24 protein-coding genes and 3 tRNA genes are annotated in these 26,208 nt (G+C 29.1%); 12 read left to right on the forward strand and 15 right to left on the reverse strand.

All coding sequences use genetic code 11. From position 1 onward, the window contains the following. Positions 1-62: 62 nt before the first annotated feature. Genes AC1B00_RS04820 through AC1B00_RS04840 form a run of 5 tightly spaced genes read left to right on the forward strand, consistent with a single transcriptional unit; the run spans position 63 to position 4,496 of the window. Complete coding sequence (locus AC1B00_RS04820) at positions 63-1,232, forward strand: MFS transporter (protein ID WP_488848424.1); 1,170 nt, start codon at positions 63-65, stop codon at positions 1,230-1,232. Between the two features lie 38 nt (positions 1,233-1,270). Continuing rightward, complete coding sequence (recA, locus tag AC1B00_RS04825) at positions 1,271-2,302, forward strand: recombinase RecA (RefSeq protein WP_488848470.1); 1,032 nt, start codon at positions 1,271-1,273, stop codon at positions 2,300-2,302. Continuing rightward, complete coding sequence (gene eno, locus AC1B00_RS04830) at positions 2,280-3,485, forward strand: phosphopyruvate hydratase (RefSeq protein ID WP_488848426.1); 1,206 nt, start codon at positions 2,280-2,282, stop codon at positions 3,483-3,485. Before recA ends, eno begins: the two co-directional genes overlap by 23 nt. Beyond that, positions 3,485-3,754, forward strand: a complete 270-nt coding sequence (locus AC1B00_RS04835; RefSeq protein WP_239817358.1) for a hypothetical protein — start codon at positions 3,485-3,487, stop codon at positions 3,752-3,754. The genes eno and AC1B00_RS04835 overlap by 1 nt, the downstream gene beginning before the upstream one ends. Further along, positions 3,744-4,496 (forward strand): UDP-N-acetylmuramate dehydrogenase, encoded by a 753-nt coding sequence (locus AC1B00_RS04840; RefSeq protein ID WP_488848428.1) that lies wholly within the window; start codon positions 3,744-3,746, stop codon positions 4,494-4,496. Before AC1B00_RS04835 ends, AC1B00_RS04840 begins: the two co-directional genes overlap by 11 nt. A 53-nt stretch (positions 4,497-4,549) precedes the next feature. On the opposite strand, the gene AC1B00_RS04845 is transcribed toward AC1B00_RS04840, so the two are convergent. The 15 genes from AC1B00_RS04845 to AC1B00_RS04915 form a co-directional block, all read right to left on the reverse strand. Beyond that, positions 4,550-5,512, reverse strand: a complete 963-nt coding sequence (locus tag AC1B00_RS04845) for a hypothetical protein (protein WP_488848431.1) — start codon at positions 5,510-5,512, stop codon at positions 4,550-4,552. A gap of 124 nt (positions 5,513-5,636) precedes the next feature. Next, positions 5,637-6,218, reverse strand: a complete 582-nt coding sequence (locus tag AC1B00_RS04850) for a hypothetical protein (protein WP_488848433.1) — start codon at positions 6,216-6,218, stop codon at positions 5,637-5,639. Between the two features lie 3 nt (positions 6,219-6,221). Further along, on the reverse strand, positions 6,222-8,615 hold the full coding sequence (locus AC1B00_RS04855; RefSeq protein ID WP_488848435.1) for a molybdopterin-dependent oxidoreductase: 2,394 nt from the start codon (positions 8,613-8,615) through the stop codon (positions 6,222-6,224). Positions 8,616-8,806: 191 nt separating this feature from the next. After that, positions 8,807-9,676, reverse strand: coding sequence for a hypothetical protein (locus AC1B00_RS04860; RefSeq protein WP_488848437.1), 870 nt, complete (start codon positions 9,674-9,676; stop codon positions 8,807-8,809). 82 nt (positions 9,677-9,758) lie between these two features. Beyond that, positions 9,759-10,961: a peptidase T gene (gene pepT, locus AC1B00_RS04865; RefSeq protein ID WP_488848439.1), complete on the reverse strand. Its 1,203-nt coding sequence runs from the start codon at positions 10,959-10,961 to the stop codon at positions 9,759-9,761. Positions 10,962-10,964: 3 nt separating this feature from the next. After that, positions 10,965-12,521, reverse strand: a complete 1,557-nt coding sequence (locus AC1B00_RS04870; RefSeq protein WP_488848440.1) for an AbgT family transporter — start codon at positions 12,519-12,521, stop codon at positions 10,965-10,967. Between the two features lie 127 nt (positions 12,522-12,648). After that, positions 12,649-12,733: transfer RNA gene (locus AC1B00_RS04875), tRNA-Leu, on the reverse strand. Positions 12,734-12,737: 4 nt separating this feature from the next. Beyond that, positions 12,738-12,814 (reverse strand) — tRNA-Arg (locus tag AC1B00_RS04880). Between the two features lie 52 nt (positions 12,815-12,866). Then, a complete protein-coding gene (locus AC1B00_RS04885) occupies positions 12,867-13,937 on the reverse strand; it encodes a GGDEF domain-containing protein (RefSeq protein ID WP_488848442.1) in 1,071 nt (356 codons plus the stop codon). After that, positions 13,934-15,004, reverse strand: coding sequence for a GGDEF domain-containing protein (locus AC1B00_RS04890; RefSeq protein ID WP_488848445.1), 1,071 nt, complete (start codon positions 15,002-15,004; stop codon positions 13,934-13,936). The genes AC1B00_RS04885 and AC1B00_RS04890 overlap by 4 nt, the downstream gene beginning before the upstream one ends. A 1-nt stretch (position 15,005) precedes the next feature. Beyond that, a complete protein-coding gene (locus tag AC1B00_RS04895; RefSeq protein ID WP_488848448.1) occupies positions 15,006-16,073 on the reverse strand; it encodes a GGDEF domain-containing protein in 1,068 nt (355 codons plus the stop codon). Then, on the reverse strand, positions 16,074-17,138 hold the full coding sequence (locus AC1B00_RS04900; RefSeq protein ID WP_488848450.1) for a GGDEF domain-containing protein: 1,065 nt from the start codon (positions 17,136-17,138) through the stop codon (positions 16,074-16,076). A 42-nt stretch (positions 17,139-17,180) separates the two neighbouring features. After that, positions 17,181-17,279, reverse strand: a tRNA-Sec gene (locus AC1B00_RS04905). 31 nt (positions 17,280-17,310) lie between these two features. Then, positions 17,311-17,892 carry a molybdenum cofactor guanylyltransferase gene (locus AC1B00_RS04910; RefSeq protein ID WP_488848453.1) on the reverse strand — a complete coding sequence of 194 codons (582 nt, stop codon included), beginning with the start codon at positions 17,890-17,892 and terminating at the stop codon, positions 17,311-17,313. Further along, complete coding sequence (locus tag AC1B00_RS04915; protein ID WP_488848455.1) at positions 17,882-19,135, reverse strand: 3-isopropylmalate dehydratase large subunit; 1,254 nt, start codon at positions 19,133-19,135, stop codon at positions 17,882-17,884. The genes AC1B00_RS04910 and AC1B00_RS04915 overlap by 11 nt, the downstream gene beginning before the upstream one ends. A gap of 61 nt (positions 19,136-19,196) precedes the next feature. Here AC1B00_RS04915 and AC1B00_RS04920 point away from each other — a divergent pair, with 61 nt between their 5' ends. The 7 genes from AC1B00_RS04920 to AC1B00_RS04950 form a co-directional block, all read left to right on the forward strand. Next, positions 19,197-20,477, forward strand: coding sequence for an NFACT RNA binding domain-containing protein (locus tag AC1B00_RS04920; RefSeq protein ID WP_336610969.1), 1,281 nt, complete (start codon positions 19,197-19,199; stop codon positions 20,475-20,477). Continuing rightward, positions 20,474-20,785: a hypothetical protein gene (locus AC1B00_RS04925; RefSeq protein WP_239817343.1), complete on the forward strand. Its 312-nt coding sequence runs from the start codon at positions 20,474-20,476 to the stop codon at positions 20,783-20,785. Before AC1B00_RS04920 ends, AC1B00_RS04925 begins: the two co-directional genes overlap by 4 nt. A gap of 10 nt (positions 20,786-20,795) precedes the next feature. Further along, positions 20,796-21,521: a phosphatidate cytidylyltransferase gene (locus AC1B00_RS04930; protein WP_239817342.1), complete on the forward strand. Its 726-nt coding sequence runs from the start codon at positions 20,796-20,798 to the stop codon at positions 21,519-21,521. Further along, the gene (locus tag AC1B00_RS04935; protein WP_336610968.1) at positions 21,518-22,591 is read left to right on the forward strand and encodes a 1-deoxy-D-xylulose-5-phosphate reductoisomerase; all 1,074 of its coding nucleotides are present in this window, start codon (positions 21,518-21,520) and stop codon (positions 22,589-22,591) included. Before AC1B00_RS04930 ends, AC1B00_RS04935 begins: the two co-directional genes overlap by 4 nt. Further along, entirely contained in the window at positions 22,584-23,861 is a 1,278-nt protein-coding gene (locus AC1B00_RS04940; RefSeq protein ID WP_488848460.1) for a M99 family carboxypeptidase catalytic domain-containing protein, read from the forward strand. The genes AC1B00_RS04935 and AC1B00_RS04940 overlap by 8 nt, the downstream gene beginning before the upstream one ends. Further along, positions 23,858-25,177 carry an SH3 domain-containing protein gene (locus AC1B00_RS04945; RefSeq protein ID WP_488848462.1) on the forward strand — a complete coding sequence of 440 codons (1,320 nt, stop codon included), beginning with the start codon at positions 23,858-23,860 and terminating at the stop codon, positions 25,175-25,177. Before AC1B00_RS04940 ends, AC1B00_RS04945 begins: the two co-directional genes overlap by 4 nt. A gap of 265 nt (positions 25,178-25,442) precedes the next feature. Beyond that, positions 25,443-26,208 (forward strand): cache domain-containing protein (locus AC1B00_RS04950; protein ID WP_488848464.1); only part of this gene is annotated, 766 nt, incomplete at its 3' end.

A 26,208-nucleotide genomic window follows, 5' to 3' on the forward strand; every position in this document is an offset into this window, starting at 1 on the left:
ATTTGCCTTTAATTTGATTTTTTTCATTATAGTTTTTTTATATAAATCTTAAGGAAACTTCAATGAATATGCTAAAAATCTCAATCTTAAGTATTTCTTTAGCAACCGTTACTGGTGGAGCTGCTGTTGCACCTGCATTAGGTCTAATTGCTAAGCACTTTGCTAGTGAAGATGAAATTTTAATAAAATTAATTATTACTTTGCCATCGCTTTTCATTATTTTATCTAGTCTTGTTTTTGCAAAATTAGCTAATTTTTTAAATGTTAAACAACTTGCCTTTATAGGATTTACATTATTTATTGTAGGCGGTATTAGTCCGTTTTTTTTAGATAATATTTATCAAGTTTTATTTTGTAGAGCAATTTTAGGACTTGGAACTGGATTTTTAATGCCACTTAGCGTTTCATTGCTTGGTTTTTTGTTTAAAAAAGAAGAGCAAGGAAAATTAATGGGGCTTAGTGCGATGTGCAATCAATTAGGTGCAGTAATTACCGTTAGTTTTTCTGGGTTTTTAGCTTCAATTTCTTGGCAATATAGTTTTTTAATATATCTTTTTGCTTTAGTTTTATTTATTTTAAATATGATTTTTTTACCTAAAATAATAATCGCACAAAAAGAAAAGAAATTAGATTTAAGAAATGTAAAAAATCTAAGTGGAATTTATATTAATTTATTTTTTATGCAGGTTTTATTTTTTAACTTCACTAATAATTTTTCTATAATTTATCAAAAAGAGCAAATCATAAGTGCAAGTTTTATTGGTGTTATTATGGGGCTTAATGGTTTATTTGGTGCAATTGCTTCAATGAAACTTCAAGCCTTGATTAAAAAAATTAGAACAAAGATAAAAATTACAGGTGCAATTCTTTATATTTTGGCGTTTTCTTTATTTTCTATTAGATTAGATGAGCCTTTTAGTATTTTAGGTATTAATATAATGCTAATTATAGGAATTATTGCAGCTATTTTAAATGGTCTTGCGGTTGGATTTACTCTGCCGTTTTTATTTTCTCAAATTAGCACAAGAAGTAAAAAGCAAAATCTAGCTACAAATATGGCAATAGCTAGTATTGCAACATTTAGCGGACAATTTGCAAGTCCTTTGATTGATGAAATATTAGAAAATTTATTTAATTTACATCATCCAAGAGATGCTTTTTTAATCGCTTCATTTTTAGCGATATTATTATTTATTTATAATCTTAGGTTAAAAATCAAATTAAAGAATTAATTAAAAGGAAAGGTATGGCAAAAGCAAAAGAAACAACAATAATTGATGATAAAGCAAAAGCCCTAGAAGCCGCACTTAAAGGCATTAATAAAGCTTGTGGAGAAGGTGCTATTGTTAGATTTGGTGATAAGCCTATCGTAAAGGCTGAGCCAATTAGCACAGGTTCGCTTGGGCTTGATATGGCTTTAGGAATTGGTGGAGTTCCAAAAGGAAGAATAATTGAAATCTATGGACCTGAAAGTAGTGGTAAAACAACTCTAACTCTTCAAATAGTTGCATCAGCTCAGAAAATGGGTTGCACGTGTGCTTTTATTGATGCTGAACACGCACTTGATCCTGTTTATGCAAAAAATCTAGGTGTAAATATTGATGATTTATTAGTAAGCCAACCAAGTTGTGGTGAAGAAGCGCTTGAGATTGTAGAGCGTTTAGCAAGTAGTGGCGCGGTTGAATTAATAATAGTTGATAGCGTTGCAGCACTTACTCCTAAGGCTGAAATTGATGGAGAGATGGGCGATACTCATGTAGGTCTTCAAGCAAGATTAATGAGCCAAGCTTTAAGAAAGCTTACTTCAGTTGTTAGCAAGATGAATTCAATGGTAATTTTCATAAACCAAATTCGTATGAAAATCGGTCAAATGGGTTACGGAAGCCCAGAAACTACAACAGGTGGAAATGCACTTAAGTTTTATGCTAGTGTTAGAATTGATATTAGAAAAGTAGCTACATTAAAACAAGGTGAAGAGCCTATCGGAAATAGAACTAAAGCTAAGATTGTTAAAAACAAGGTTGCGCCTCCATTTAAAACAGCGGAATTTGATATCATGTTTGGCGAAGGAATTAGCTATGAGGGTGAGCTAATTGATTATGGAATTAAGCTTGATATTATTGATAAAAGCGGTGCATGGCTTAGCTATGGTGGAAGTAAGTTAGGTCAAGGTAGAGAAAACGCAAAAATATTCTTAAAAGAAAACAAAGAAATAGCAAATGAAATTGCAGAAAAAATTAAAACAAGCATAGGTGATGATATTACATTAGAAGGAGATTTTGGTGAAAGTAGCGAAGATTGATGCGCTTGAGGTGCTAGATAGCAGGGGTAATCCTAGCGTTAAAGTAAAAGTTGTTTTAGAAAATGGAATATGTGGTGAAGCAATAGTTCCAAGTGGGGCTAGCACTGGGATTAATGAAGCTTTAGAATTAAGAGATGGTGGTAGTTATTTTTTCGGTAAAAGCGTAAGTAAAGCAGTAAATAATGCAAAACATGTTGGTGCTGGAATTATCGGTAAAAATGTGTTAAATCAAAGAGAAATAGATGAGCATTTATTAGCTGTTGATGGAACTAGTAATTATTCAAGCTTAGGTGCAAATGCGGTATTAGGAGTATCAATGGCAGTTGCAAAAGCAGCTGCTAATGCTTGCAATTTGCCACTTTATAGATATTTATGTGGAGAATTTACAAATCTTCCAACCCCTATGCTAAATGTATTAAACGGCGGAGCTCATGCAGATAATAATATAGACATTCAAGAGTTTATGCTACTTCCAACAGGCTTTGATACATTTAAAGAAAAATTATTCGCAAGTGCAATTACATATCATACTTTAAAAGATATTTTAAAGAAAAAAGGCTTAAGCACAGCATTAGGAGATGAAGGTGGCTTTGCTCCAAATCTAAATAGCAATGAAGAAGCTATTGAATTATTACTTGAAGCTATTAATAAAGCAGGATTTAGTGGTAAGATAAATCTAGCTTTAGATGTGGCTGCAAGTGAGCTTTATAGTGATGGTTTTTATTCTTACGAAGGCAAAAAACTAAGCAGTGATGAGATGATAAACGAGTATGAAAAACTCTTAAAATATCCTATTTTAAGTATTGAAGATGCACTTGCTGAGCAAGATTATGATGGCTGGATTAATCTAACTAAGAAAATAGGTTCAAGAACTCAGTTAGTAGGAGATGATTTATTTGTTACTAATGTGAAATTACTTCAAAAAGGCATTGATGAAGGTATGGCAAATGCAATATTAATTAAGCCAAATCAAATAGGCACAATCTCTCAAACAATTGATGCTATAAAACTAGCTCGTGCAAATAATTATAACGCTATAATGAGCCATAGAAGTGGCGAGAGCGAAGATAATTTCATCGCAGATTTTGCAATGTGTTGTAAGTATATTAAAACAGGAGCACCTGCAAGGGGCGAAAGAACTGCAAAATATAATAGATTATTAGAAATTGAAGCAGGGTTTTAATGCAAGAATTATTAGAAAATAATAATTATAAAAAGTCTAAATTTAGGATTTTTACAAAGGGCATTTTAGAAATTGCCCTTTATGTAATTATTGTATTTTTTGGACTTTTTACGATTTTGTTTTCTAAATCATCAATAGAGACAATAATGGTGCTTGATACTAGAATAGAAAAATTAAAATATCAAATACACGAATTAAACAAAACCAACGCACAATTACAAAAAGATTATTTTGAATTACTAAGCATTCAAGGCGATTATGATAATTGATTTTTCAAAATATTCAAGCGTAAGAATAGGCGACGCTTGTGAAGTAAAAGTGCTAAATGAAAGAGTAAAAACCGATTGTTTTGTAATAGGCAATGCAAGTAATTTACTAATAAATAAGCCAAAAAACTTAGCGATTTTAGATGATTGTTTTGATTATATAAAAGATTGCAAGGATTATTTAGAAATCGGAGCTAAGACAAACTCATATAAGATTTTTAATTATTGTAAGAAAAATGATTTCACAGGTTTGGAGTTTTTATCGCATTTACCAGGTCAAATGGGTGGTATTACAAAAATGAATGCTGGTATGAAAGAAACTGAAATTAAAAACTACATTTTAGAAGTAAATGTTGATAATGAATGGATAATGCCGAATTTTTCATATAGAAGTAGTGATATTAAAGGCACAATTTATGCAATCAGGCTAAAACTTGAAAAAGGTTTTAAACAAGAATTAGTAGAGCAATTTAGCAAAATGAGAGCAAATCAGCCAAAGGGCTTTAGTTTTGGCAGTATTTTTAAAAATCCCGAAGGCTTTAGTGCTGGTGCGTTGATTGATAAGGCTGGACTTAAAGGCAAGGTTAAAGGTGGAGCAAAAATTAGCGAAATACATGCAAACTTTTTAATCAATTTTAATAAAGCGAGTTTTAATGATGCAAATTATCTTATAAATTTAGCAAAAGATGAGGTGTATAAGCATTTTAATGTATTGCTTGAATGTGAAGTTATTATTTTAGATTAAGCTAATTCTTATTTCAAATTCTTTTAAAATTTGCAAGGAATTTGAAATCGGAATTATACTTTTATATCAAGTAATTTTGTTTCGCTAAGTTCATTTATAAAGTCTTTCGTATAAGATATAAAATCTTTTAATTTATCGCTACTAATCAAATCCTTTAATTTATCTTCGCTTATTTTTAATTCATTGCTTATATTTTGGATATTAAATTTTTGTAATATTTCTTTTTCGTTATTATCTAAAGATTGTGATTTTTTAAGTTTTTCAATTATATTATTTAGTTTGACTTGTTCTTTTACTCTTTTAATTTCTTCTTCTGCTATATCAACATCAGCTTTTATATGTGGAATACTCATAAAAGGCTGATTATCTTCATAGTATGCAATCCCAAACTCATCTAAATAATCCTTATCAGTGTTCCAATACTCACTTGCTGTTACCTTACCATCTAAGTCTTTGTCCCAATTTATCACAATATCCAATGCTTTGCTTAAATCAGATTTGCCTTCAATACTATTTGCTATTCTATTTGAAACATAAGTTTCATCTATATTTGTTGCCTTTAAAAAATATTCTTTATTTTTATCTTGTGCTACTTCATAATTTACATTGACTAAATCAAATAAATCCCAAGCCTCTAAAGCCGTAATTTCTCCATCGTTATCTTTATCAGCTGCAAGATAGTTTCTTTTATACGCTACATCACTAAACCAACCAGCGACATATCCTGCTGCATCTTTATCTAAAATAATGCCTTTGCTAGTATCAATGAAATTATCTTCGCTAAAAAAGTCTTTTAATCTATTTATATTGCTTTCGCTAAGCTTTACTCCGATATTGCTCTCATCAAATTTAAAAAATACATTGTAATCTTGTTCTTTATTTGTCTTAAAGCTAAAAGAATGTGAAGTAATACTTGCATTTAATTTATTTATATCAAGAGTGCTTAATTCTTTGCTTTTTATATCGCTTTTGTTAGCTATTGGAGCGTTTTTTACTTGCGAGATGTCTATTTTCATAAAATTTCCTTAATGCTTATTGCTTTAAATCGGATATATTACAAAAATCTTAATTCCTATTTCAAATTCTTTTAAAATTCACAAGAATTTGAAATAGGAATTTCAAAAGAAATTCCTATAAGTTTTATTTAAATGCACCATTGCTTGAATGTGCTTGCATGTAGCGTAATATTCTATCTTTTTGCTCGTCAGTGATTTTTGCATTCATTTGCATTGCACCTAAATATGCGTCCCACTCATCAAGTGCGTGTTCGCTAGGAGCATGAGCTGCGTGACAACTCGTGCATGAATCATAATAAAATACTTCAACGCCTTCAAATGCTGCATCTTTATCGCTTGTTAAAGAGCTAGATTTTACCCAAAAGCTCATTTCAGGCTTAGCGCTTTTGCTAACTAGGTAAATAAATTCTCCATCTTTACTAAAAGCTAATTTATCTCCTACAACTTCACCTGCAACGCTAACTTTACTTAAATCGCCTTTAGTTTCTAGTAATTTTACTTGAGTGCCTTCAAAAATTGTTCCTATTTCTTTTTTATTATCATCTAGCATTGCTGTTTTTTCATCTAAGATAAATCTTACATCTTTTGCAAAAACTTGCTTTACCGCTTCTGTTTTTGCAGGAGTTGGTAAAAATATTTGCTTATAATCAGGTTGATAAGCAAATAATGATGCAGCTGCTAAACTAAGTCCTATAATTTTTTTCATTTTTTACGCTCCTATAATAGTTGGTGGTGTTATGTTTTTATATGGTTTTACCACTTCGTTAGCATCAAGTTTTTTAATAGCTACTAAGCATGTATTTACGCTTGTTGCTTGTGCCATTTGCGAAGTTGGTCTTGAAGATGTTAGCACATTCACATGACCTTGATTACATCTTGCGTTGTCTTTGTCATCTTCTGGATCATACCAAGCACCTTCTTGAATAGCTATAACGCCACTTCTAATATTATCACTTACATAAGCACCTGCAAGTAATCTTCCACGATTGTTATAAACTTCTACAACCTCTCCGTGTTTAATGTCAAGTTTTTTAGCATCTTCTGTATTAATTACTACTGGCTCACGACCTTGGATTTTGTATAAATCTCTTATCCAAGTGTTATCAAGTTGAGAGTGGATTCTATATCTTGGGTGTGGGCTTAGTAAGTGGAATGGGAATTTTTTGCTTAAATCTTTATTTCCTAAATACTCAGCTGGTTCAAACCAAGTTACATGACCTTTGAAATCAGGTAAGTTATAATCAGCAAATTTTTGTGAATAGATTTGGAATTTTCCACTTTCTGTTGCTAGTTTGTTGTTTACTGGATCTTTTCTAAAATCAGCGTGGCGAACATATTCATAAGCTTCTTTTGGAGCTTTAAAGTGAAGTGAGCCTTTTTCCCAGAATTCATCAAATTCCATTTCGTTTATACAATCGCTTTTTTCATAAAAGCTTCTAATCCATTCTAAATGATCTTTTTTACCACCGCTAAATTTAGCTAATTCTCTTTCGCCAAATCTCTTTGCTAATTCGTAGAATACATCGTAATCATTGCGGCTTTCATATACAGGCTCGATTACTTTTTTCATAGCATAAACCCAATCTTGTGAGTATGAACCACCAAAGCTTATATCATCACGCTCAAGTGTAGTTGTAGCAGGGATTACTATATCAGCCATTTTTGCCATCGGAGTCCACCATGGTTCATGAACTACTACGGTATCAAGCTTTCTTAAAGCATAAATTAATTCATTTGTATTTGGGTGATGTCCTAGAACACTTGCACCTGCAACATAGAACATTTTAATTTCTGGATATGTGAATGTTTTACCTTTAAAATTAATAGTTTTATTTGGATTTAAAATCGCTTCACTTACACGGCTTGCAGGAATATTTATATTAATATTATTTTTTCCTTGTGGAAGACCAACAGGAAGTAATGCACCACTAAACGCTCCACCAGCTGAGCAATAATGCATAGAAAATCCAAATCCACCACCAGCAAGTCCAACTTGTCCTATCATGCAAGCAAGAGTTATTATAGCCCAGTCAGCTTGTTCTCCGTGATGTGCTCTTTGATTTGCCCAGTTACCCGCTAGGAATGTTCTTTTGCTAACGAATAAATTACAAAGTTCTTTGATTTTTGCTGCATCAATACCGCAAATTTTTGCAGCCCATTCAGGAGTTTTTTCAATACCATCAGTTTTTCCTAATAAATATGGTAAAAACTTATCAAATCCATCTGTATATTTTGCTATGAAATCTTTATCATATTTTCCGCTCTTATATAGATAATGGCACATTCCTAAAATCATTGCTACGTCAGTATTTGGAACGATTTTTATCCATTCTGCTTTTGTGATTTCTGCAGCTTTTGTGTATTGTGGGTCAATGTTTATGAACTTAATATTTGATGCTGCGTATTTTTTAAGCCACTCATCGTTTTCACGATTTGCTACTTTATAATCTATTTGATTATCTTTATAAATATCGCAACCCCACATTACATAAACTTCGCAATTTTTAATCATTTGCTCATAGTTTGTTTGTAGGCTATAAACTTCTAAATCACCTGCGATAGCAGTATTTACTCTACCAGCTGCTCCGTTACTATATTCGCCATCAGTGCCTATTGCTCCGCCTAAAACGGTGTTAAAAAATCTACCTGCTACTGCGTTGCAGTTGTGTAGTAAGCCAACATGACCCCAGCCACCATAACTAGCGTTGAAGATATTTTCAGGTTTTGTTTCTTTTAATTTTTTATAAAGCAAGTCAAGTGCTTTTTCCCAAGTTACACGAACGAAAGGCTCACGACCTCTTAAATCTGGGCGATTTTTACCTTCTAAGAAGCTTTTTCTAACGCAAGGATATTTAATTCTTGTATCAGAATATGTTCTATCAATAATAGCTTTTGTAATTACGCTTGGATTTTTGTCGCTTTCGTGTGGAGTAAGGTTTATTACTTGTCCTTCGCTATTTACATCTGCGGTAAATGCACCAAAATGTGTAGCGTGTGGGATTTTTTTAATATCATAAAAGTTTGTAGCAGCACTTATAGGGCTAGAGATTGCACCTGCTGCAACTGCTGAACCTTTAAGAAAAGTTCTTCTTGAAATTGCCATAATTTCTCCTTTGTAAAATAATAAGGGAACATTTTAATTAACTTATGTTATAAGTAAGTTAAAAGGTTATTTTTATCTGATTTGGAATAATAGAATTTGAAATAGGAATTAGAAATTATCTTGTAAAAACACATTGTGTTTTTATAAATATGTAATTTAAATTTTAATGAAATTTATGCAATTATGTTTTCTTACACATATTTAAGTAATTTTATTCCGATTACAAAATAATCAATCACTAAACCTAAAGCAAATAATACTAAAGGGCTTATATATACTAATGCTTTGTGCTTATATTTTACACATAGAATTATGCCTATTATAAGCCCTAAAATACTCGCTAGATAGTTTAAAACAAATGCCTTTAAGGTGTAGTAATTAAAGCTTTCTATATCGCCTACATTTGCACTAAGCCCTAAAGCTTTGTCTTTTACTATTGTTTCATTATCGTTATTTTTATTTAATTCATATTCGTTAAAATGAGATGATAGCATTGTATTTATAAAACTTTCTTTTGTTAGTTCAAGTCCTAGCTCTTTTGCGTTTTTCTCATAGCTTTGTTTGGTATCTACTGCATTAAGCATTGCATAATAACTTTGCAATTTTGAACCTAAATTCTCTAACCTATAAGCTCTTTTTTCTAGCCACTCATCTCGGCTTAATATTCTTTCTCCTGTAGGTGCTACTTCATCTACATATTTAAAATATTCTTCTCTAAAATTAGATAATAAATCAATTTGTTCTGTTTCTTTACGCATATAATCGGCAGTAAAAGGTGTATAACCTTTAGTGGTATTGAAATATTTTTTTATATTACTTTCGCTTAAAGGTATTTTTATAGCTTGAAGATTATTTATGATTGTTTCGTGATAATCTTTTATACTTTGATTTGCTTTACCATATTTTCTGTAGTTTTCTATAAGTGGAACTTTCATTCCTTTATCTATATAATTTTTCTTTGCGTTAACTTGTATATTTTGTGGTAATTGTTTTATTAGTTCTTCATCGCTAAAGGCAAATAAACTACTACATATTAATAATAAACAAACTATATATTTCATAAAAACTCCTTTATGTATAAATATTTATAATTTATGTGAGTGATTGAAGTTGAAATAGGGTTTAAATTCCTATTTCAAATTCTTATTTTGAATATAGCTTTACTAGGTTTAATGCTACTTCGTAAGATTTTTCAAGTGATTTTACGGGTAAAAATTCAAATCTTGAATGAAAATTATGCGCTCCTGTGAAAAAGTTCGGAGTGAAAAGCCCTTTAACACTTAAAGCACTTCCATCTGTTCCACCACGCATTGCAATTGTTTTTGCTTCAACATTTGACATTTTAAAAGCTTCGTATAATTTATCTAAACTATCTTTATTGTTATCATTTAAAGCATCTTTTAGGTTGTAATAAGTATCGCTCATTTCTAATGTAAAGCTTGCTTTTTTGTATTTATTTTGCATAAACTCAACGCAAGTTTTAATGAAAGCCTTTTTTTCTTCAAATTTCTCTTTATCATGATCTCTTATATTTAAATAAACATTAGCTTCATTTTGGTTTGAATGCATTTCATTTATCCAAATATAGCCTTCTTTATCTTTTGTATTTTCAGGAGTTTGTAATCTATCAAAAAGATTTATAAACTCATTTGCTAACAAGGTTGGATTTAACATAACCTTATAAGCATTCATAGGATGAGCTGATACTCCAACAATATTAAGCTTTGCGCTAGCAGCGTTAAATGTCTCATACATTAGCTCTCCAACTTCGCAGCAATCAATCGTATAAGGATGAGTTGTTCTAAAATCATCTAAATTAAGCTGTTTTGAGCCTAAAAGTCCTATTTCTTCATCAGGAACAAAAGCTAAGAAAATATCAGGATGATTTATTTCGCTTGTTTTAAGAGTCTTTACAAGGTTCATTATAACAGCAATTGCAGCCTTGTTATCAGCACCTAAAACAGATGAGCCATCGCTAAAAATTATATCTTCGTTTAAGTATTGCTTAATCTCAGGGCGTTTGCTAACTTCTAAGATAGCATTTCCTAAGTCTAAATCTTTGCCTTCAAATTTTAATATTTGAGGTTTTACAATAGGGCTAAGTCCTACATCAATAGTATCAAGGTGGGCTACAAAGCCTAAGCTAGTTTTACTTTTATCACCTTCTAAAAGAGCCGTTAAAATGCCATTATCATTAAGCTTTATCTCACTAAGTCCTAAGCTTTCTAATTCGCTTTTTAATACCTTTGCAAGTTCTAATTGACCTTGGCTAGTAGGAGTATTACTCTTACTAGCGTCACTTTGTGACGAAATCTTTACATATCTTAAAAAATCTTCAACTAACATAACTTAGCCTTTAAAATCATAAGTATATGTAGATTCAAATCCTAATGGAATACCTAAAGCCCAGAATATAAATAAGCTTCCTACAAGTGCAATCCATAACGCAATACCAAAAGGTAGCATTAATGAGCTTAGCGTTCCAACTCCGGTTTTTTTGTAGTATTTTTGGCAATAGCTTATAACTAATGGATAGAATGGAAACATCGGTGTCATAACGTTTACCGCACTATCACTTGTTCTATATGCTGCTTGAGTAAGCTCTGGACTAATTCCTAAAAGCATTAGCATAGGAACGAAAATTACGCTCAAAATTGCCCATTTTGAAGTTGCCGATGTAACAAATATATTTAAAAAGCTTGTAAATATAATAACCCCTAAAACGGTGAAAACTGAAGGCATATTCATACTCTTTAATAATTCAGCACCTGAAATTGCCAATAATGTTGAAAGGTTTGATGTATTAAATACATATAAAAATTGCCCACAAACAAAGCAAAATACTATAAATGTTGTTAGAGTATTTAAACTACTTGCAGCCATTTTTGATAAATCACTTGAAGTTTTGATTGAGCCACTTATTTTTCCATATACATAACCAGGAATTGCTAAGAACAAGAATACTAAAGGAACAATAGCTTTCATTAAAGCAGCATCAGCACTAGTAAGTGAGCCGTTGCTTCCACGCATAACTGAGTTTTCTGGAATAGATACAACAAATAAAACAACAGCCATAAATATAAATGTTAAAGTTGCACCCCAATAAGCTTTGTTTTCAATACTTGTAAGCTTTTCGTTTTCTAAATGTGCAATTTTGCAATCACTATCAATAGGCATAGTTTTATTAAGCATAGGCTCAATTATTTTGCTACTTACAAACCAACATGCAGCAATTACACTAAAGGTTGAAAAAACACTTAAAAAATAATTACATAAAACGTTTATATCAATGCTAGGATCAATCGTTCTTGCAGCTTTTTGAGTAAATTCTTGCATTAATGGATCAACAACACTTGGAATATAACAAGCACTAAATCCACCTGCTAAAGCAGCAAATGAAGTTGTAATTCCAGCTATTGGATGGCGACCCGCACTATAATACATAGCAGCTGCAATTGGCATTAAGAATACATAAGCACTATCAGAAACTATGTGGCAAATTATAGAAATAATTATAACAACAGGAACAACAATGTTTTTTGGAACAATTCCTATCATTTTGATAAGTAAAGCTCTAATATACCCACTTCCTTCGGCAATACTTACACCCAAAGTTGCAACTAAAACTAATTGTAAAGCAGGAAATGTTATAAAGTTAACGCCTAATCTTACGATAAGTTCAGTTAAATTATGCATTTCAAACATATTTTTCACTACTATTTTTTCGTGACTTACTGGGTGAACATAAGAAAAATCAATAAAGCTTAAAGCAAAACTTAAAAGCATTACAATAAAAAATGCAATCAAAAATAAAATTGTAATATCAGGTAGTTTATTTCCTAATACTTCAATTTTGTGTAAGATTTTTTCAAATCCATTTCGCTTAATTTGTTGGTTTTCTACCATTAAAGCTCCTTTTAAGAAAATAAAAGCTTCAATGTTACTATATTTTCAAGTTTTATGCAAAAAAAGAATGTTAATTTTATGTTAAATTGTAACTTTTGGTAACAGAATTTGAAATCGGAATCAGAAGTGGTGCGGATGAGAGGACTTGAACCTCCACGCATTGCTGCACCAGATCCTAAGTCTGGCGTGTCTGCCAATTTCACCACATCCGCTAAGTGGTACGCCCAAGAGGATTCGAACCTCTGACCTACGGCTTAGAAGGCCGTTGCTCTATCCAGCTGAGCTATGAACGCATCTAAAAATAAAAGCTGTATATTATCTTAATAAAATTAATTTTTGCTTAAATTATATTATGTTTTTAATAATTTTATTTCTTCCTGTATTTTTTGCTTCGTATAAGCATTTATCAACTTTTGTAATATATTCATCTAAAATATTGCTTGCAAAACTGCTCTCTACATAGACAAAACCTATGCTAACGCTTGATTTAAGCCCTTCAACTGAAAATGTAGAATTGCCGTATTCTACTCTAAAGTTTTCGCAAGTATTTTCAAAATCATATTCTGATACATTGTAGGCTAATACTAAAAATTCTTCTCCACCCCACCTACAAATTAATTCTGTATGTTCTCCAAAATGCTTTCTCATAAGATTTGCGCAATTTTTTAATACTTCATCACCTATGCTGTGTCCGTAATTATCATTTACTTTTTTAAAAAAATCTATATCAATTAAAGCTATACCAACTCTATCGCTAATAACTAAATCTTCAAGATTATCAAGAAAACACCATCTATTCATAAGTTTTGTAAGATAATCAAAATTAGCACTTTTGTCTAACTTTTTGTTTAAGCTTTGTCTATTTTCTAATTCAATATATATTTGTTTTCTTAAGACATTTGATACTAATATAAAAATAGAGCAAACCAAAAAGGCATTGATGCATTTAAAAATAAATTTAGAATCATCTTTAAATAGATGAAGTGGGACTTCTAAAGAATAATTTTCTATACAAAATAAATAATACATAGTTAGGTAATATGTTAAAGATAAGGTTGCTATTACATAAACCATCCATCTTCTTGAATAAATTCCTATATAGCAATATGTAATCATTGGTAAAATATAATATTCAAATCCATATCCCCAACCAAGATAATAAATAGAACTTGATGAAAATACAACAGCAGCAAAAAAAGTCACAGCAACACAAGCATTAAAATTATTGCTTTTTACAAAAACTAAGGATATTAAAAATAATCCTGATAGCATAAAATATGATAAAAATAAGTAAGGTATATCATTAATCAGCATAATTAAAGCATAAACTAAATTAAATACCAAAAGAGATTTTATAATTTTTTCTACTTGTAATACTTTAATTAACTCTTCTTTTCTTTTTAAAAAATTAATCATATTTGTCCTAAAACTATGGTTTCTACTTTATTTTTGCCACTCTTTTTGCCTTGATATAGTGCATTATCTGCTTGTGATAGCATATAATCAATACTTTCAACTCTTAAAGAATAGCATATTCCAAATGTAATTGTGGTTTTTCTAGCATTGTAGCCATCTTTATGTGTAAAATTAGAAAATTCATTTCTTATATCATCAATTAATTCTTCACACTCATCTATTCCAGAACCTGTTATAAATATTAAAAACTCTTCTCCACCCCATCTTGAAACATAATGAGATTGTTTTTTTGCTAATTTGTCTTTAATTATTTTTGCTGTATTTTTTAAAACAATATCTCCAAAATTGTGTCCGCACTCATCATTTAGGCTTTTAAAATTATCAATATCGCCTAAGACAATAGCCATTGAACGGATTTGATCTTTTTGAAAATAACTATGATAAGTTTTTAATATTTCATTCATTGCACGACGATTTAAGATATTAGTTAAATAATCATAATCAGCTTTATTTTGTAATTTAAGATTTTCTTTTTCAAGATTTCTAGCTTCGTTTTCATCAATGCTATTTGTATAGCTTGAATAAAATATAACAACTAAAGCCATATTAACAATATTAAAAACATAAAAAAATGTTTGATACTGGCTTTCATAATTTGGAATATCTTTAGTAACACATAAGATTACTAATACTAGAATTACTTCAAAAGCACCTATAATAAAAGGGTATCTTGAATTTCTAAAATCATGAATATAACCAAGCGATAGTATTGTCATCATAACGATTAAAAAGCCATATCCTTGACCTAATATATAAGTACAAATTGAACAAGATATTAGAATTGAAAGGTGTGTAAAATAAACTGCAATATTATGAAATTTATCAAATTTAAAAGTAATTATTGTAAATATTAAAGCCACAATTGCTTCTATAATCTTTACCGTAGCCATTATTTGAATATCTAAAAAATAAAATATTATCCCATAAGTTGTGTGTGTTAAGGTTAATAAAACCATTGTAACCTTAACGATTTGCTTAATATTATCTATTTTTCTAATTTCATTCATTTTAAGTGCTTTTTGATACTATTCTATTTCTTCCAGAATTCTTTGCTTTATATAATAAATCATCTACTTCTTTAATATATTTGTCAAAATCAACATAAGAAAAATCATTGTCTATATGTAGACATCCTATACTTGCACTAACTTGGAAATCATCACCGCAAAATTTAGAATTATTTAAATCAAGTCTAAATTTATTACAAGCTTCATAAAATTCTTCGTTAGAACAGCCTAAAGCAAATACTAAAAATTCTTCTCCACCCCATCTAGCCATCATGTCAGTGTATTTGCTAAAATTTAATTTAATACAACTAGCTGTTGTTCTTAATACTTCATCGCCTATGCTGTGTCCGTAAGTATCATTTACTTTTTTAAAAAAATCTATATCAATGATTGCAAAATGAAAAGGTTTTTTATATTTAATCAAATGAACTTTTTCCATAAAAGCCCAACGATTTAATAAATATGTTAAAGGATCGGTTGATGCGTTTATGCTTAATGCTTCATTTATATTTTCTTTTTGTTCTATTGTTTTATAAGCTTTTACTTTTACAAAATACATTACTAAAATTATTGTTACACAAGCAATAAAACTATGTATGATATAAAAAACTCCATTTATATTTTTACCAAACACGATAAGTTCATTAGATAATGAAAATTGCTGAACTTCCATGAAAAAATATAATAATTCAAAAATAATACTTTCTAAAATAGCTATTGAATAAATAGTTCTTTTGTTTTCAAATTTTCCTACATAACAAAAGGCTATGCAAGGTATCAGATAATATTGTGCTCCAAAACTCCAACCAAAATAATAGACCATAAATACAGCATATATCACACAAACATAGTGAATTACATAAGCTATATTATTAACATTTATTGTATGTCTTCTAATAAAAAAACAAATATAAATAAATGATAAAAACAAATTCACACACATAGGCATAATATGTCCGGTGTATCCAAAAAACATAGAGAGTGTTAGATATAAAAAGGAAAATATTGCTAAGATATATCCACCTACTTTTCCTATTATCGCAGTATCTTCATTATTTAATATTATCATTTAACCCAACTTTACTGATTTTACTCTGTTTTTACCTGAATCTTTAGCTATATATAATGCTGAATCTGCTTTTGTAATGAGTAAATCTTTATTATAAACATTGTTTGAATAGCTAAAACCCATAGAAATACTTACATTTGTGCTATTTAGCTCATCTTTTATTTCTAATTTTTCTATCATTTTTCTAGTATTTTCTAATAAAGCATAGGTTTCATCATAAGAATAATTAACAAATAAAATTAAAAATTCTTCTCCACCCCAACGAGCTACGAAAATATTTGGATTTAAATCGTATTCTTTTTTAAAGACTTGTGAAACTTTTTTTAATACCAAATCTCCAAAGCTATGACCATAAGTATCGTTTAAATGTTTAAAATTATCTAAATCACCTATTGCAACCGATAAAGAATTGATTGTTTTATCTTTTAAATTCTCTAATTTCTCATCTAAAATATCATTCATCGCACGACGATTTAAAAGAGTTGTTAGATAATCGTTTTCTGCTTTATATTGTAGATATTCTTTTCTATCATCTAGCTGTTTGATTATCTTTAAATTTTCTCTATCGTTTAGCCAAATATAAGCAAGTAATGTAATTACCATGAATAAAAAGTTTGCAATATTTATATAAGGCATAAAAGGACTTGGGTAATTTGGTGTATCTTTTGTAAGATATAGCATAACAAAAAACGCAGTAGCTTCAATTAAACAAATGCCTATTGGAACTAAAAAGGTATTAAAATTTTGCAAGTATGCTAAGGATAGTAAAAGCACTATAATCATAGTAAAGCCATATCCCCAACCAAGCATAAAAGTACAATAACAACAAGAAAATAAAATATCAAAATGAGCGTAAAATACTGCTAATCCTATGCCTTTGTTTTTAACAAATACAAAATAAGCAACTATTATTGAAATAACTAATTGAGCAGTAACAACAGGCAATAAAAAATAAAGACCTGTCAAGCTAAAGCTAATCATGTATATAACATGCACAAGACATATTATTAATACCGTAGCTTTGATTATGTATTCAAAATTATTAACAATTCTTACTTTACTCAATTTTTCCTACTTTAAATTCTTAAATTCAACTATATATTACACTGGCTAGAGAGTGAGGGAATCGAACCCCCCGCAGAATAGTCAACTACCCCACCACAAGATTTGAAGTCTTAGGGCTACACCAGTAGGCCAAACTCTCCATGAAAAAAGGCTTATTTATACCATATTTTGTTTAATATTTATTACTTTTTAAGAACTTTTGAAAATCGCTTTTTGTATTCATATTTAAAAAAGTTTCATCATTTTTAAAACTTAAAGTATTAGCCTTAGTTTTATTAAAAAAATCCTTTATCTTGCAATTTTCATTAAATTCGTTTAAATATATAAAATCACTTTTTTTATAAAATCCACATAAAAAGTGAGTTTTAATGCTTTTTGCAACCACTGAAGTTTTGTGTTTTTTATGCTTATAATAAAGCCTTTTTATAGCACTTTTTTTAATATTTACAAAATCTACTGCGATTACGAAAACGGAATTTGAATTAGGAATTTCATTTTTTGCAAAAGTCTTTAAACCATTGATAGGATGAAAGTATTCGTATTCATCTTTTAAAAACTTGCATTTTAAATCATTTGGCTTAGTTTTAGCACAAAAATAAATTTCATTAAACAAAGGATTTAACTTTTCATATAAATAATTAATTAGGCTAATTTCACGCTTTTTATAATTAAAGCGTAAATTAGCCTTATCTTGCCCCATTCGGCTTGATTTTCCACCGCCTAAAATTAGGCAAACACTATTTTTAAAGCTCATCAGGAGAACAGATATAGCCTTTGATTGCACTTGCGGCTGCTATTGCACTATTTGCAAGATAAACTTCAGAAGTTCTTGCACCCATACGACCTACGAAATTTCTATTTGTAGTAGATATACAACGCTCACCATCAGCTAAAATCCCCATATATCCACCAAGACATGCACCACAAGTTGGATTACTAACTACTGCACCTGCTTCAGCAAATATATCCATCAAGCCTTCTTTTTGAGCTTGTAAAGCAATTTTGGTTGTTGCTGGAGTTATAATCATTCTAACATCGCTATGAACTTTTTTACCTTTTAAAATATTTGCTGCAATTCTTAAATCATTTAGCCTTCCATTTGTGCATGAGCCTACGAATGCTTGATCAATTTTAACCTTTTCGCTTACAGCTTGTTTGATACTTTTTCCATTACTTGGTAAGAATGGGTAAGCTACCACAGGATCAAGTTTATCTAAATCAATTTCAATCACTCTTTCATAAACAGCATTAGGTAAATGGCTAAACTCTACACCCTTTCTTTTTAACGGAACTGAGTTTAAAAACTCTCTTGTAGTATCATCAACAGCACATATTCCATTCTTTGCACCTGCTTCAATAGCCATATTGCATAAGCTAAAGCGGCTATCCATATCAAGCTCTTCAATTCCAAAAAACTCTAATGACTTGTAAAGTGCTCCATCAACGCCTAAAATTCTAATAATTTCTAATATTAAGTCTTTTCCATATACCCAAGGCTTTAATTTCCCACGAAATTGCACTTTAATTGCACTTGGCACTTTAAACCAGTTTTTACCAGTTATCATTGCATATGCTAAATCAGTGCTTCCCATTCCAGTAGCAAATGCTCCTAAAGCTCCATGCGTACAGGTATGGCTATCTGCTCCGATTATTACATCACCTGGGCTAATAAGTCCATTTTCAGGTAAAAGCGCGTGCTCAATTCCCATATTTTTTTCATCAAAAAGATATTTTAAATTATGTTCTTTTGCAAAATCTCTACTAATTTTTGCTTGATTTGCACTTAAGATGTCTTTAGCAGGAATGTAGTGATCTAGCACTATTGCAAAGCCGTCAGGATTAGCTAATTTTGTAGCACCACTCTTTTTAAATTGTTTGATTGAAATTGGAGTTGTAATATCGTTTCCTATTACCATATCAATCGGACAATCAATTATTTCTCCTGCTTTTACATCACGACCTATGTGATGAGCAAATATTTGTTCTGTTAAAGTCATAATTTTCCCTTTTTTCTAGTTTTATTAATTTTAGCCGTTAAAATTAAAAAAAGGATTAAAAATGAATTATTATGATTTAGTGCAAATTAAGGACTATTTAAAGCAGTATAAAAAAATAAATCGTGCTTATAGAATTAATGATAATTGTTTATGTATTGAGTTTAAAGAAAAATTATATTTTGATTTAACAAAAGGCAAAAGTGCAATTTATAGTGGTAATTTATATGCTAAAGATTATAATAGCCCCTTTGATTTACAGCTTAAAAAAATGCTTTTTAATGCTGCTATTTTAGATATAAATGTGCCTACTAATAATAGAATTTTAGAATTTAAACTAGCTTTAGCACATGCTTATAAAAGATTAGAGTTTTATTTGGTGCTTGAGTTTTCTGGTAAATTTACAAACGCACTAATTTTAGATGATAAAAGAAATATAATAAGTGCTTTAAGATATGGTAAAAATAATCTTAGAGATATTTTACAAAACGAGCCTTATATTGATTTAGAACCCACAAAAATCACTGAAAAAAATATAAAAATTATTGATTTTCAAGAATATTTTGCAAATATTTTTAATAAACTTCAAAATGAGAAATTAAACTCATTAAAAGCTCAAAAAATCTTAGAAATAAATAAAAAAATAGAAAAATTACAAATATTAATTTCTTCTTTAGAAGATGAAGAGATTTTAGAGCAAAAAGCAAAATACGAATACGCAAAAGGCGATGCTTTAAAAGAAAATCTATATAAAATCAAAGATTACGAAAGAGAATTTGAAATAGGAATTTATAAATATAATTTAATAAATTCTGCTAGATATGAACTAAATAATATTTATAAAAATGCTAAAAAATTAAGCCAAAAAGCAAAAAATATAAGCATAGAAAAAGATAATTTAAATGAAAAAATAGAGATTTTGCAAAATCAACTTCAAGCAATAATTTGCACTAAAGATGAGGTATTTTTACGCTCACTTTTTGCTAAGCAAAATAAAAAAGGTAAAAATGAGCAAAATCCAAATGTTCTTAATTTTTATGTAAATGATTATAAAATAAGCGTTGGGCTTAATGAAAATGCAAATGAATATTTGCTAAAAAATAGCAAAAAAGATGATTTGTGGTTTCATTTAAAGGATTTAAAAGGCTCACATGTAATAATCTCAAGTAACAAAAAAAATTACGATATAGACTTAATTTATCATGCAGCAAGTCTTTGTGCTTGTTATTCAGGTAAAAAAGATGGTAATTTTTTAGTAGATTTTACAAAAAGAGCAAATGTAAAAATTATTGAAAAAGCTTACGTAAATTACGTTAATTACGATACTATAAAGGTTTTTTTATGAGTGTTAGTGGTATAGGAAATATAAATTATATAAATCAAAATCAAGGCGTAGCAATTGATAATCTAGCAAAACATAACGCAAAAATGTTTGCAGATGAGCAAATAACTTTGGTTACTCCTGAAGTAAAAGTGATAGAAGAAAGTAGCGAAAGTGCAAAAACTAGCACTGATTTAGATGAAGAAAAATCTTTTCAAGAACGCCCTAAAAAAGAGCATAAAAAAGCTAATTTCTTTGGTATAGAAATAGAAGAAGATGAAGATTGCGAAGAAGAAATTAAAGAAAATAAAATATTTGATAAGTTGGTTTAAAGGAGTTTAAATGCTTAATGAAAAAGTAAAAACAGGTTTAATTTTTGCAATTTTTGCAATAATTTTTCTTGCTATAAATTCATATTATTTATGGCTAATTGTGTTTTTATTAGCTAGTGTTATTGGTTATTTAGAAGCTTGTAAATTATTTAAAACTGAAGCTAATTATTTGGTTTTAGCTTTTGGTTTAATAATGAGTATATTTACTCAAACGCCTGTAATGTCAATGATATTTGCAATTATTGTTTTTGCATCTTACATAGCGTATAAGCAAAAAGATTTAAAAGCACTTTTACCTTTTTTATATGCTAGTTTAGGGATTGCGTTTATATTTGAATGTTATTTAAGATTTGGATTAAGTGGTTTTATATTATTACTTTTAAGCGTTGTATTGTGCGATAGTTTTGCATATTTTGTAGGTAAAAAATATGGAAAAACTAGCTTTAGTCCAAGCTCTCCTAAAAAGACTTTAGAAGGTGTTGTAGGTGGGGTTTTAATTAGCACTATTGTTTCTTCAATTTATTCATATTTTGTGATTAATTTAGGAGTTTTAGAAAGCTTATTTGTTACATTTTTAATGGCATTTTTTGCTGTGTTTGGCGATTTATTTGAAAGCTATTTAAAACGCCTTGCAGGAGTAAAAGATAGCGGAGAGCTTTTCCCTGGTCATGGTGGGGTTTTAGATAGAGTTGATGCTTTAATTTTTGCAAGTATTATAATGGTGGTGATATTATGAAACCAGAAATCGTAAGTCTTTTTGGCTCAACAGGCTCAATCGGTGTAAATGCCCTAAAAATCATAAAACAAGCAGATATTAAGCTTGAATGTATAAGTGCTTATAAAAACTATGAATTATTAAACGAACAAATAAAAATGTTTAATCCAAAAATAGTTTTAGCAAGTGATGAGATATTAGATAAGGTAAATCATTCTAATAAATATTCAATCAAAGATGCTTTATTTGTTATGGAAGATTTAAAAAGCGATGGAATTATTAATGCAATTGTAGGCTTTGCAGGGCTAAAAATATCTTTAAAAACTCAAGAATTAGATAAAAAATTATTCCTAGCAAATAAAGAAAGCTTGGTTGTAGCTGGTAAGTTTTTAGATTGTCTTAGTATTTCTCCTATTGATAGCGAACATAGTGCATTAGCAGCACTTTTAAGGGGCGTCAAACACCCTAAAAAGCTTACTATTACAGCTAGTGGTGGAGCGTTTTTTAAATATAACGAAGTTGCAAACCTAAAAGCAAATGAAGCCTTAAAGCATCCTAATTGGGATATGGGGGCAAAAATTACTATTGATAGTGCAACAATGACAAATAAGCTTTATGAATTAGTAGAAGCTAAACATTTATATCCAAATATAGAATTAGATGCAATAATTGAGCCAAGCTCAAGCATTCACGCATTTTGTGAAAGTGTAAATGGTGCTATGAGTGCTTATTTTAGCGTGCCTGATATGAAGCTTAGCATTGCAAATGCGCTTTTAGGAGAAAGTGAATTTCAAGCTTGTGAATATATTGATATTTTAAAATTAGCAAAATTAGAATTTTTTGAAATAAATCCTAACAAATATCCTATTTTTAAACTAAAAAATGATTTATTGAATAATCCTGATTTAGGAGTGATTATAAATGCTGCTAATGAAGAATTTGTTTATAAATATTTAAAAGATGAATGTAAATTCTATGATATTAGCAATGCGGTATTTAAAGCTCTTGATAAATTTAGCGACGCTAAAATAAATACTATTGATGATGTATTTAGCTTAGATAAATTAACAAGAGAGTTTGTGAATGCTTAGGATTTTTTTAGTCTTTTTAAGTATAAATTTATTTGCACTTAATTTTACTATAAATACTCTTGGAGAGTGCGATAAGGTTTGTGATAATACGGTTTTAATCTTTGGTGGAATACAAGGAGATGAGCCAGGGGGATTTCATGCTGCAAGCTTGCTTTTAACTGATTATAAAATTAAAAAAGGAAAAGTAATTGTAGTGCCAAATCTAGCATTTGATTCTATTATTGCTAGAAGTCGTGGAGAATTTGGAGACTTAAATCGCAAATTTGCTGAACTTAGCGAAAATGATCCTGATTATTACACCGTTGCATTAATCAAAAAAATAATCACAATGCCAGAAATAAAGCTAATTATAAATCTTCATGATGGTAGTGGCTATTATTCTCCACATTATATAAACAAAGATAAAAACCCTAAAAAATGGGGAAATTCTTGCATAATAGATCAAGAAGTAATTGATGCTAAATATGGCAATTTAAATGAAATTGCTGATAAAGCATGTGAGAATATAAACAAAAAACTACTTCATAAACTTCACAGCTATCATTTAAAAAATACAAACACAGCAAAAGGCGATGAAGAAATGCTAAAAAGCCTTACTTATTATGCTATTACTCAAGGAAAAGCCGCTTATGCAAATGAAGCTAGTAAAAATCTTTTAACCCATGAAAGAGTTTATTATCATTTACTTGCGATTGAAAGCTATTTAGAAGCTGCTGGAATTGAGTTTGAGCGTTGTTTTGAGCTAAATCCAAAAGAAGTAAGAAATGCAATTGAAAAACCGATTTTGATTAATTTAGAAAATCGCTTTTTACTAAGCTTGCAAAAGCCAAGAGATAGAATAAATTTCGTTCCTATAAAGTTACCTTTTAATTACAAAGCAAGTAATGAATTAACAGCTATTTTTAAAAGTAAAAATGATAATGGCTATGTAGTGCAGTATGGAAACAGATTTCAAACTAAATTATATTTAGAAAAAAATGTTGAATATAGCGATATTATAAATAAATTAGATTTAGTCGTAGATGGAAAAGAAATAAGCACGGAATTTGCTAAATTAATTGAAGTAAAAAAAGACTTTTTAGTAAAAAAACAAGAAAATGTAAGAATTAATATCATAGGTTTTAATGGTAAGGGCAGTGAAGATAATATAAAGCTTGAGCTTAAAAATATGCAAAAGCAGTATTCAGTGGATAAAGCAGCAAAGATTTATAGAGTTGAAGCTTATGAAGAAAACAAATTTATAGGAGCAATATTAGTTAAGTTTATATGAAAAATTATATATTTTTTCTTTTTATTTTATTCTTTTCGTCTTGTGCTTATAATGATGATTTTATCTTGCCATCGCAAGATTTAAGCGATTATGAGAGCAAGGATTTTTATATTAATGATGATATTTCTGCTAAGCTAAAAGATGATTATTTAAATAACTTTTTTAGTGCGTGGAGCGATGAAAAGACTAATATTAATATGAACGAATTTGCAAATAATTTGCTAAATGAAAAATCATATTCAGAAAATTATCAACCTTATGATAAAGAGTTTTTAAAGCAGTTAATTAACAATGCTGATTTTAAGAATTTGAATTCGGTTTTTAAAAACGCAATCATCATACATTCAAGCAATGTAAGGCTATTACCAACTAAAAAACCAAGATTTAAAAATCCAAATCTTGCAGGTGAAGGCTATCCGTTTGATTATTTACAAAATTCTTTCATTTATGCTTATACGCCTGTTAAGATTAGTCATTTTAGCAAAGATTTTGGTTGGAGTTTTATTTATAATAGTTTTATAGTTGGCTTTGTTGAAGATAAAAATATCGCTTTTATTAGTGATGATGATTTAAATGCTTTAAAAAGCTCACAAGATTACATAAGCCCTAAAAAAGACAAAATCCCTTTAATTGATAAAAATAATGATTTTGTTGAATATGCAAGAATAGGAATGCTCTTAGCACTTAGTAAAGAAAGTGCTAATTACTACACTATAAAAGCATTTAAAAAAGGCATAAATAATCAAGCAAAATTAGTAGAAATTAAGGTTAATAAAGAAGATTTTTTTAAGCTAGGTTCAAGTTTTTCAAGCAAGGATTTAAAAAATATTGCTAATGAATTAATAGGTCAAAATTATGGTTGGGGCGGAATGAATGGCAATAGAGATTGCTCGGCGTTTTTAAAAGATGTTTTTGGAAGTTTTGGTATATATTTAAAAAGAAATTCGCAAGATCAAATAATGCAAAAAGACTATTTAAATAGGTCAAATTTCATAAACATAGGCAAATTAAACAATAAAGAAAAATATAAATACATAAAAACACACGCAATTCCTTTTGCAAGCTTACTAGCTCTTAAAGGTCATATTGTTTTATATCTTGGTGAGTTTAACGATAAAATATATATCTTGCATAATCTATGGGGTATTAAAAATTATAATAGCGGTAAAGAAAGCAGAATCGTTGTAGGCAAAGTTGCAATCACTACAATAGATGCAGGAAGCAATCTAAGAAGCGTTAAAAATAGCGATGTTATATTAAGTAAAATTTATGGCATTAGAAATCTTTTTATAGATGAAATTAGCTACGAAAAATAATATCTAATCAAAAATCAAAAGCATTATTAATCCACTAAGATATATAAAAATATTTTAAAATTTAAATAAAGCTTATTACATTATTTTATAAGTTTATTTATTTATTTTTTTAATATTTAAATAAATAATAAAGATATAAAAAATTAAAAATAAATATAATTTTTAAATTAATAATTAATTTTAAGAAAACATATAAAATAAAGTAAGTTTTAAGCTCATTTGCCTACAATCCTAAATGATTAAAATTATTAATTAAGGAAGGTCAATGAAATTATCAACTAAAATCGCTTTATTTTCATTAATAGCAGTTTTGTTAAATTCGATAGTTTTAGTTTCTATGCATAATTATTATGATTCAAATGCAACAAACTATACTAAAAAAACGGTTGAAGATGAAATCTTAACAGCTAAAAAACAGCAAGTAAAAGCTTTAGTAGAAAGTGTTATGAGATACTCAAGTGCAATTTATGAAAAGCATAAAAATAATAATGATTTAGTTGCTTTTAAAAATGACTTGAAAGAATTTTTACCAAAAGTTAGATTTGGTAGAGCAAATAGCTATTACACAGTTTTTGATAAAGATGGAAATATCTATTATCACCCATCATCTTCTTGGCAAGATAGTAACAAATTAAATGAAAAAGATGCAAAAGGCATGTATTTTGTGCAAGAAATGATTAAGAGTGCAGATAATAATGATGGTTATGTAAGATATTTTTATGAAGACGCAAATACTAATAAGGTAATGGAGAAACTTTCTTACACAGGAAAAGATAAAGTAAGTGGTCTTTATTATATGACTTGGTTATCTTGGGAAACTATTAGTAAAACATCAATAGAAAAAGTTTCAAAAGATACAGAAGAACAAAGCCTTAAAAATATGATTAATTTTATAATTGTTAGCATTCTTATTGCTTTATTTATAGTGATTTTTTCTTTAATATTTGTAAGAGCACAAATCTCTCGCCCGCTAAACAATCTAACAGCTAAATCAGTAGAACTTAGCAGTGGAGATGGTGATTTAACCAAAA

The sequence above is a fragment of the Campylobacter sp. DY7 genome, from assembly GCF_057802535.1.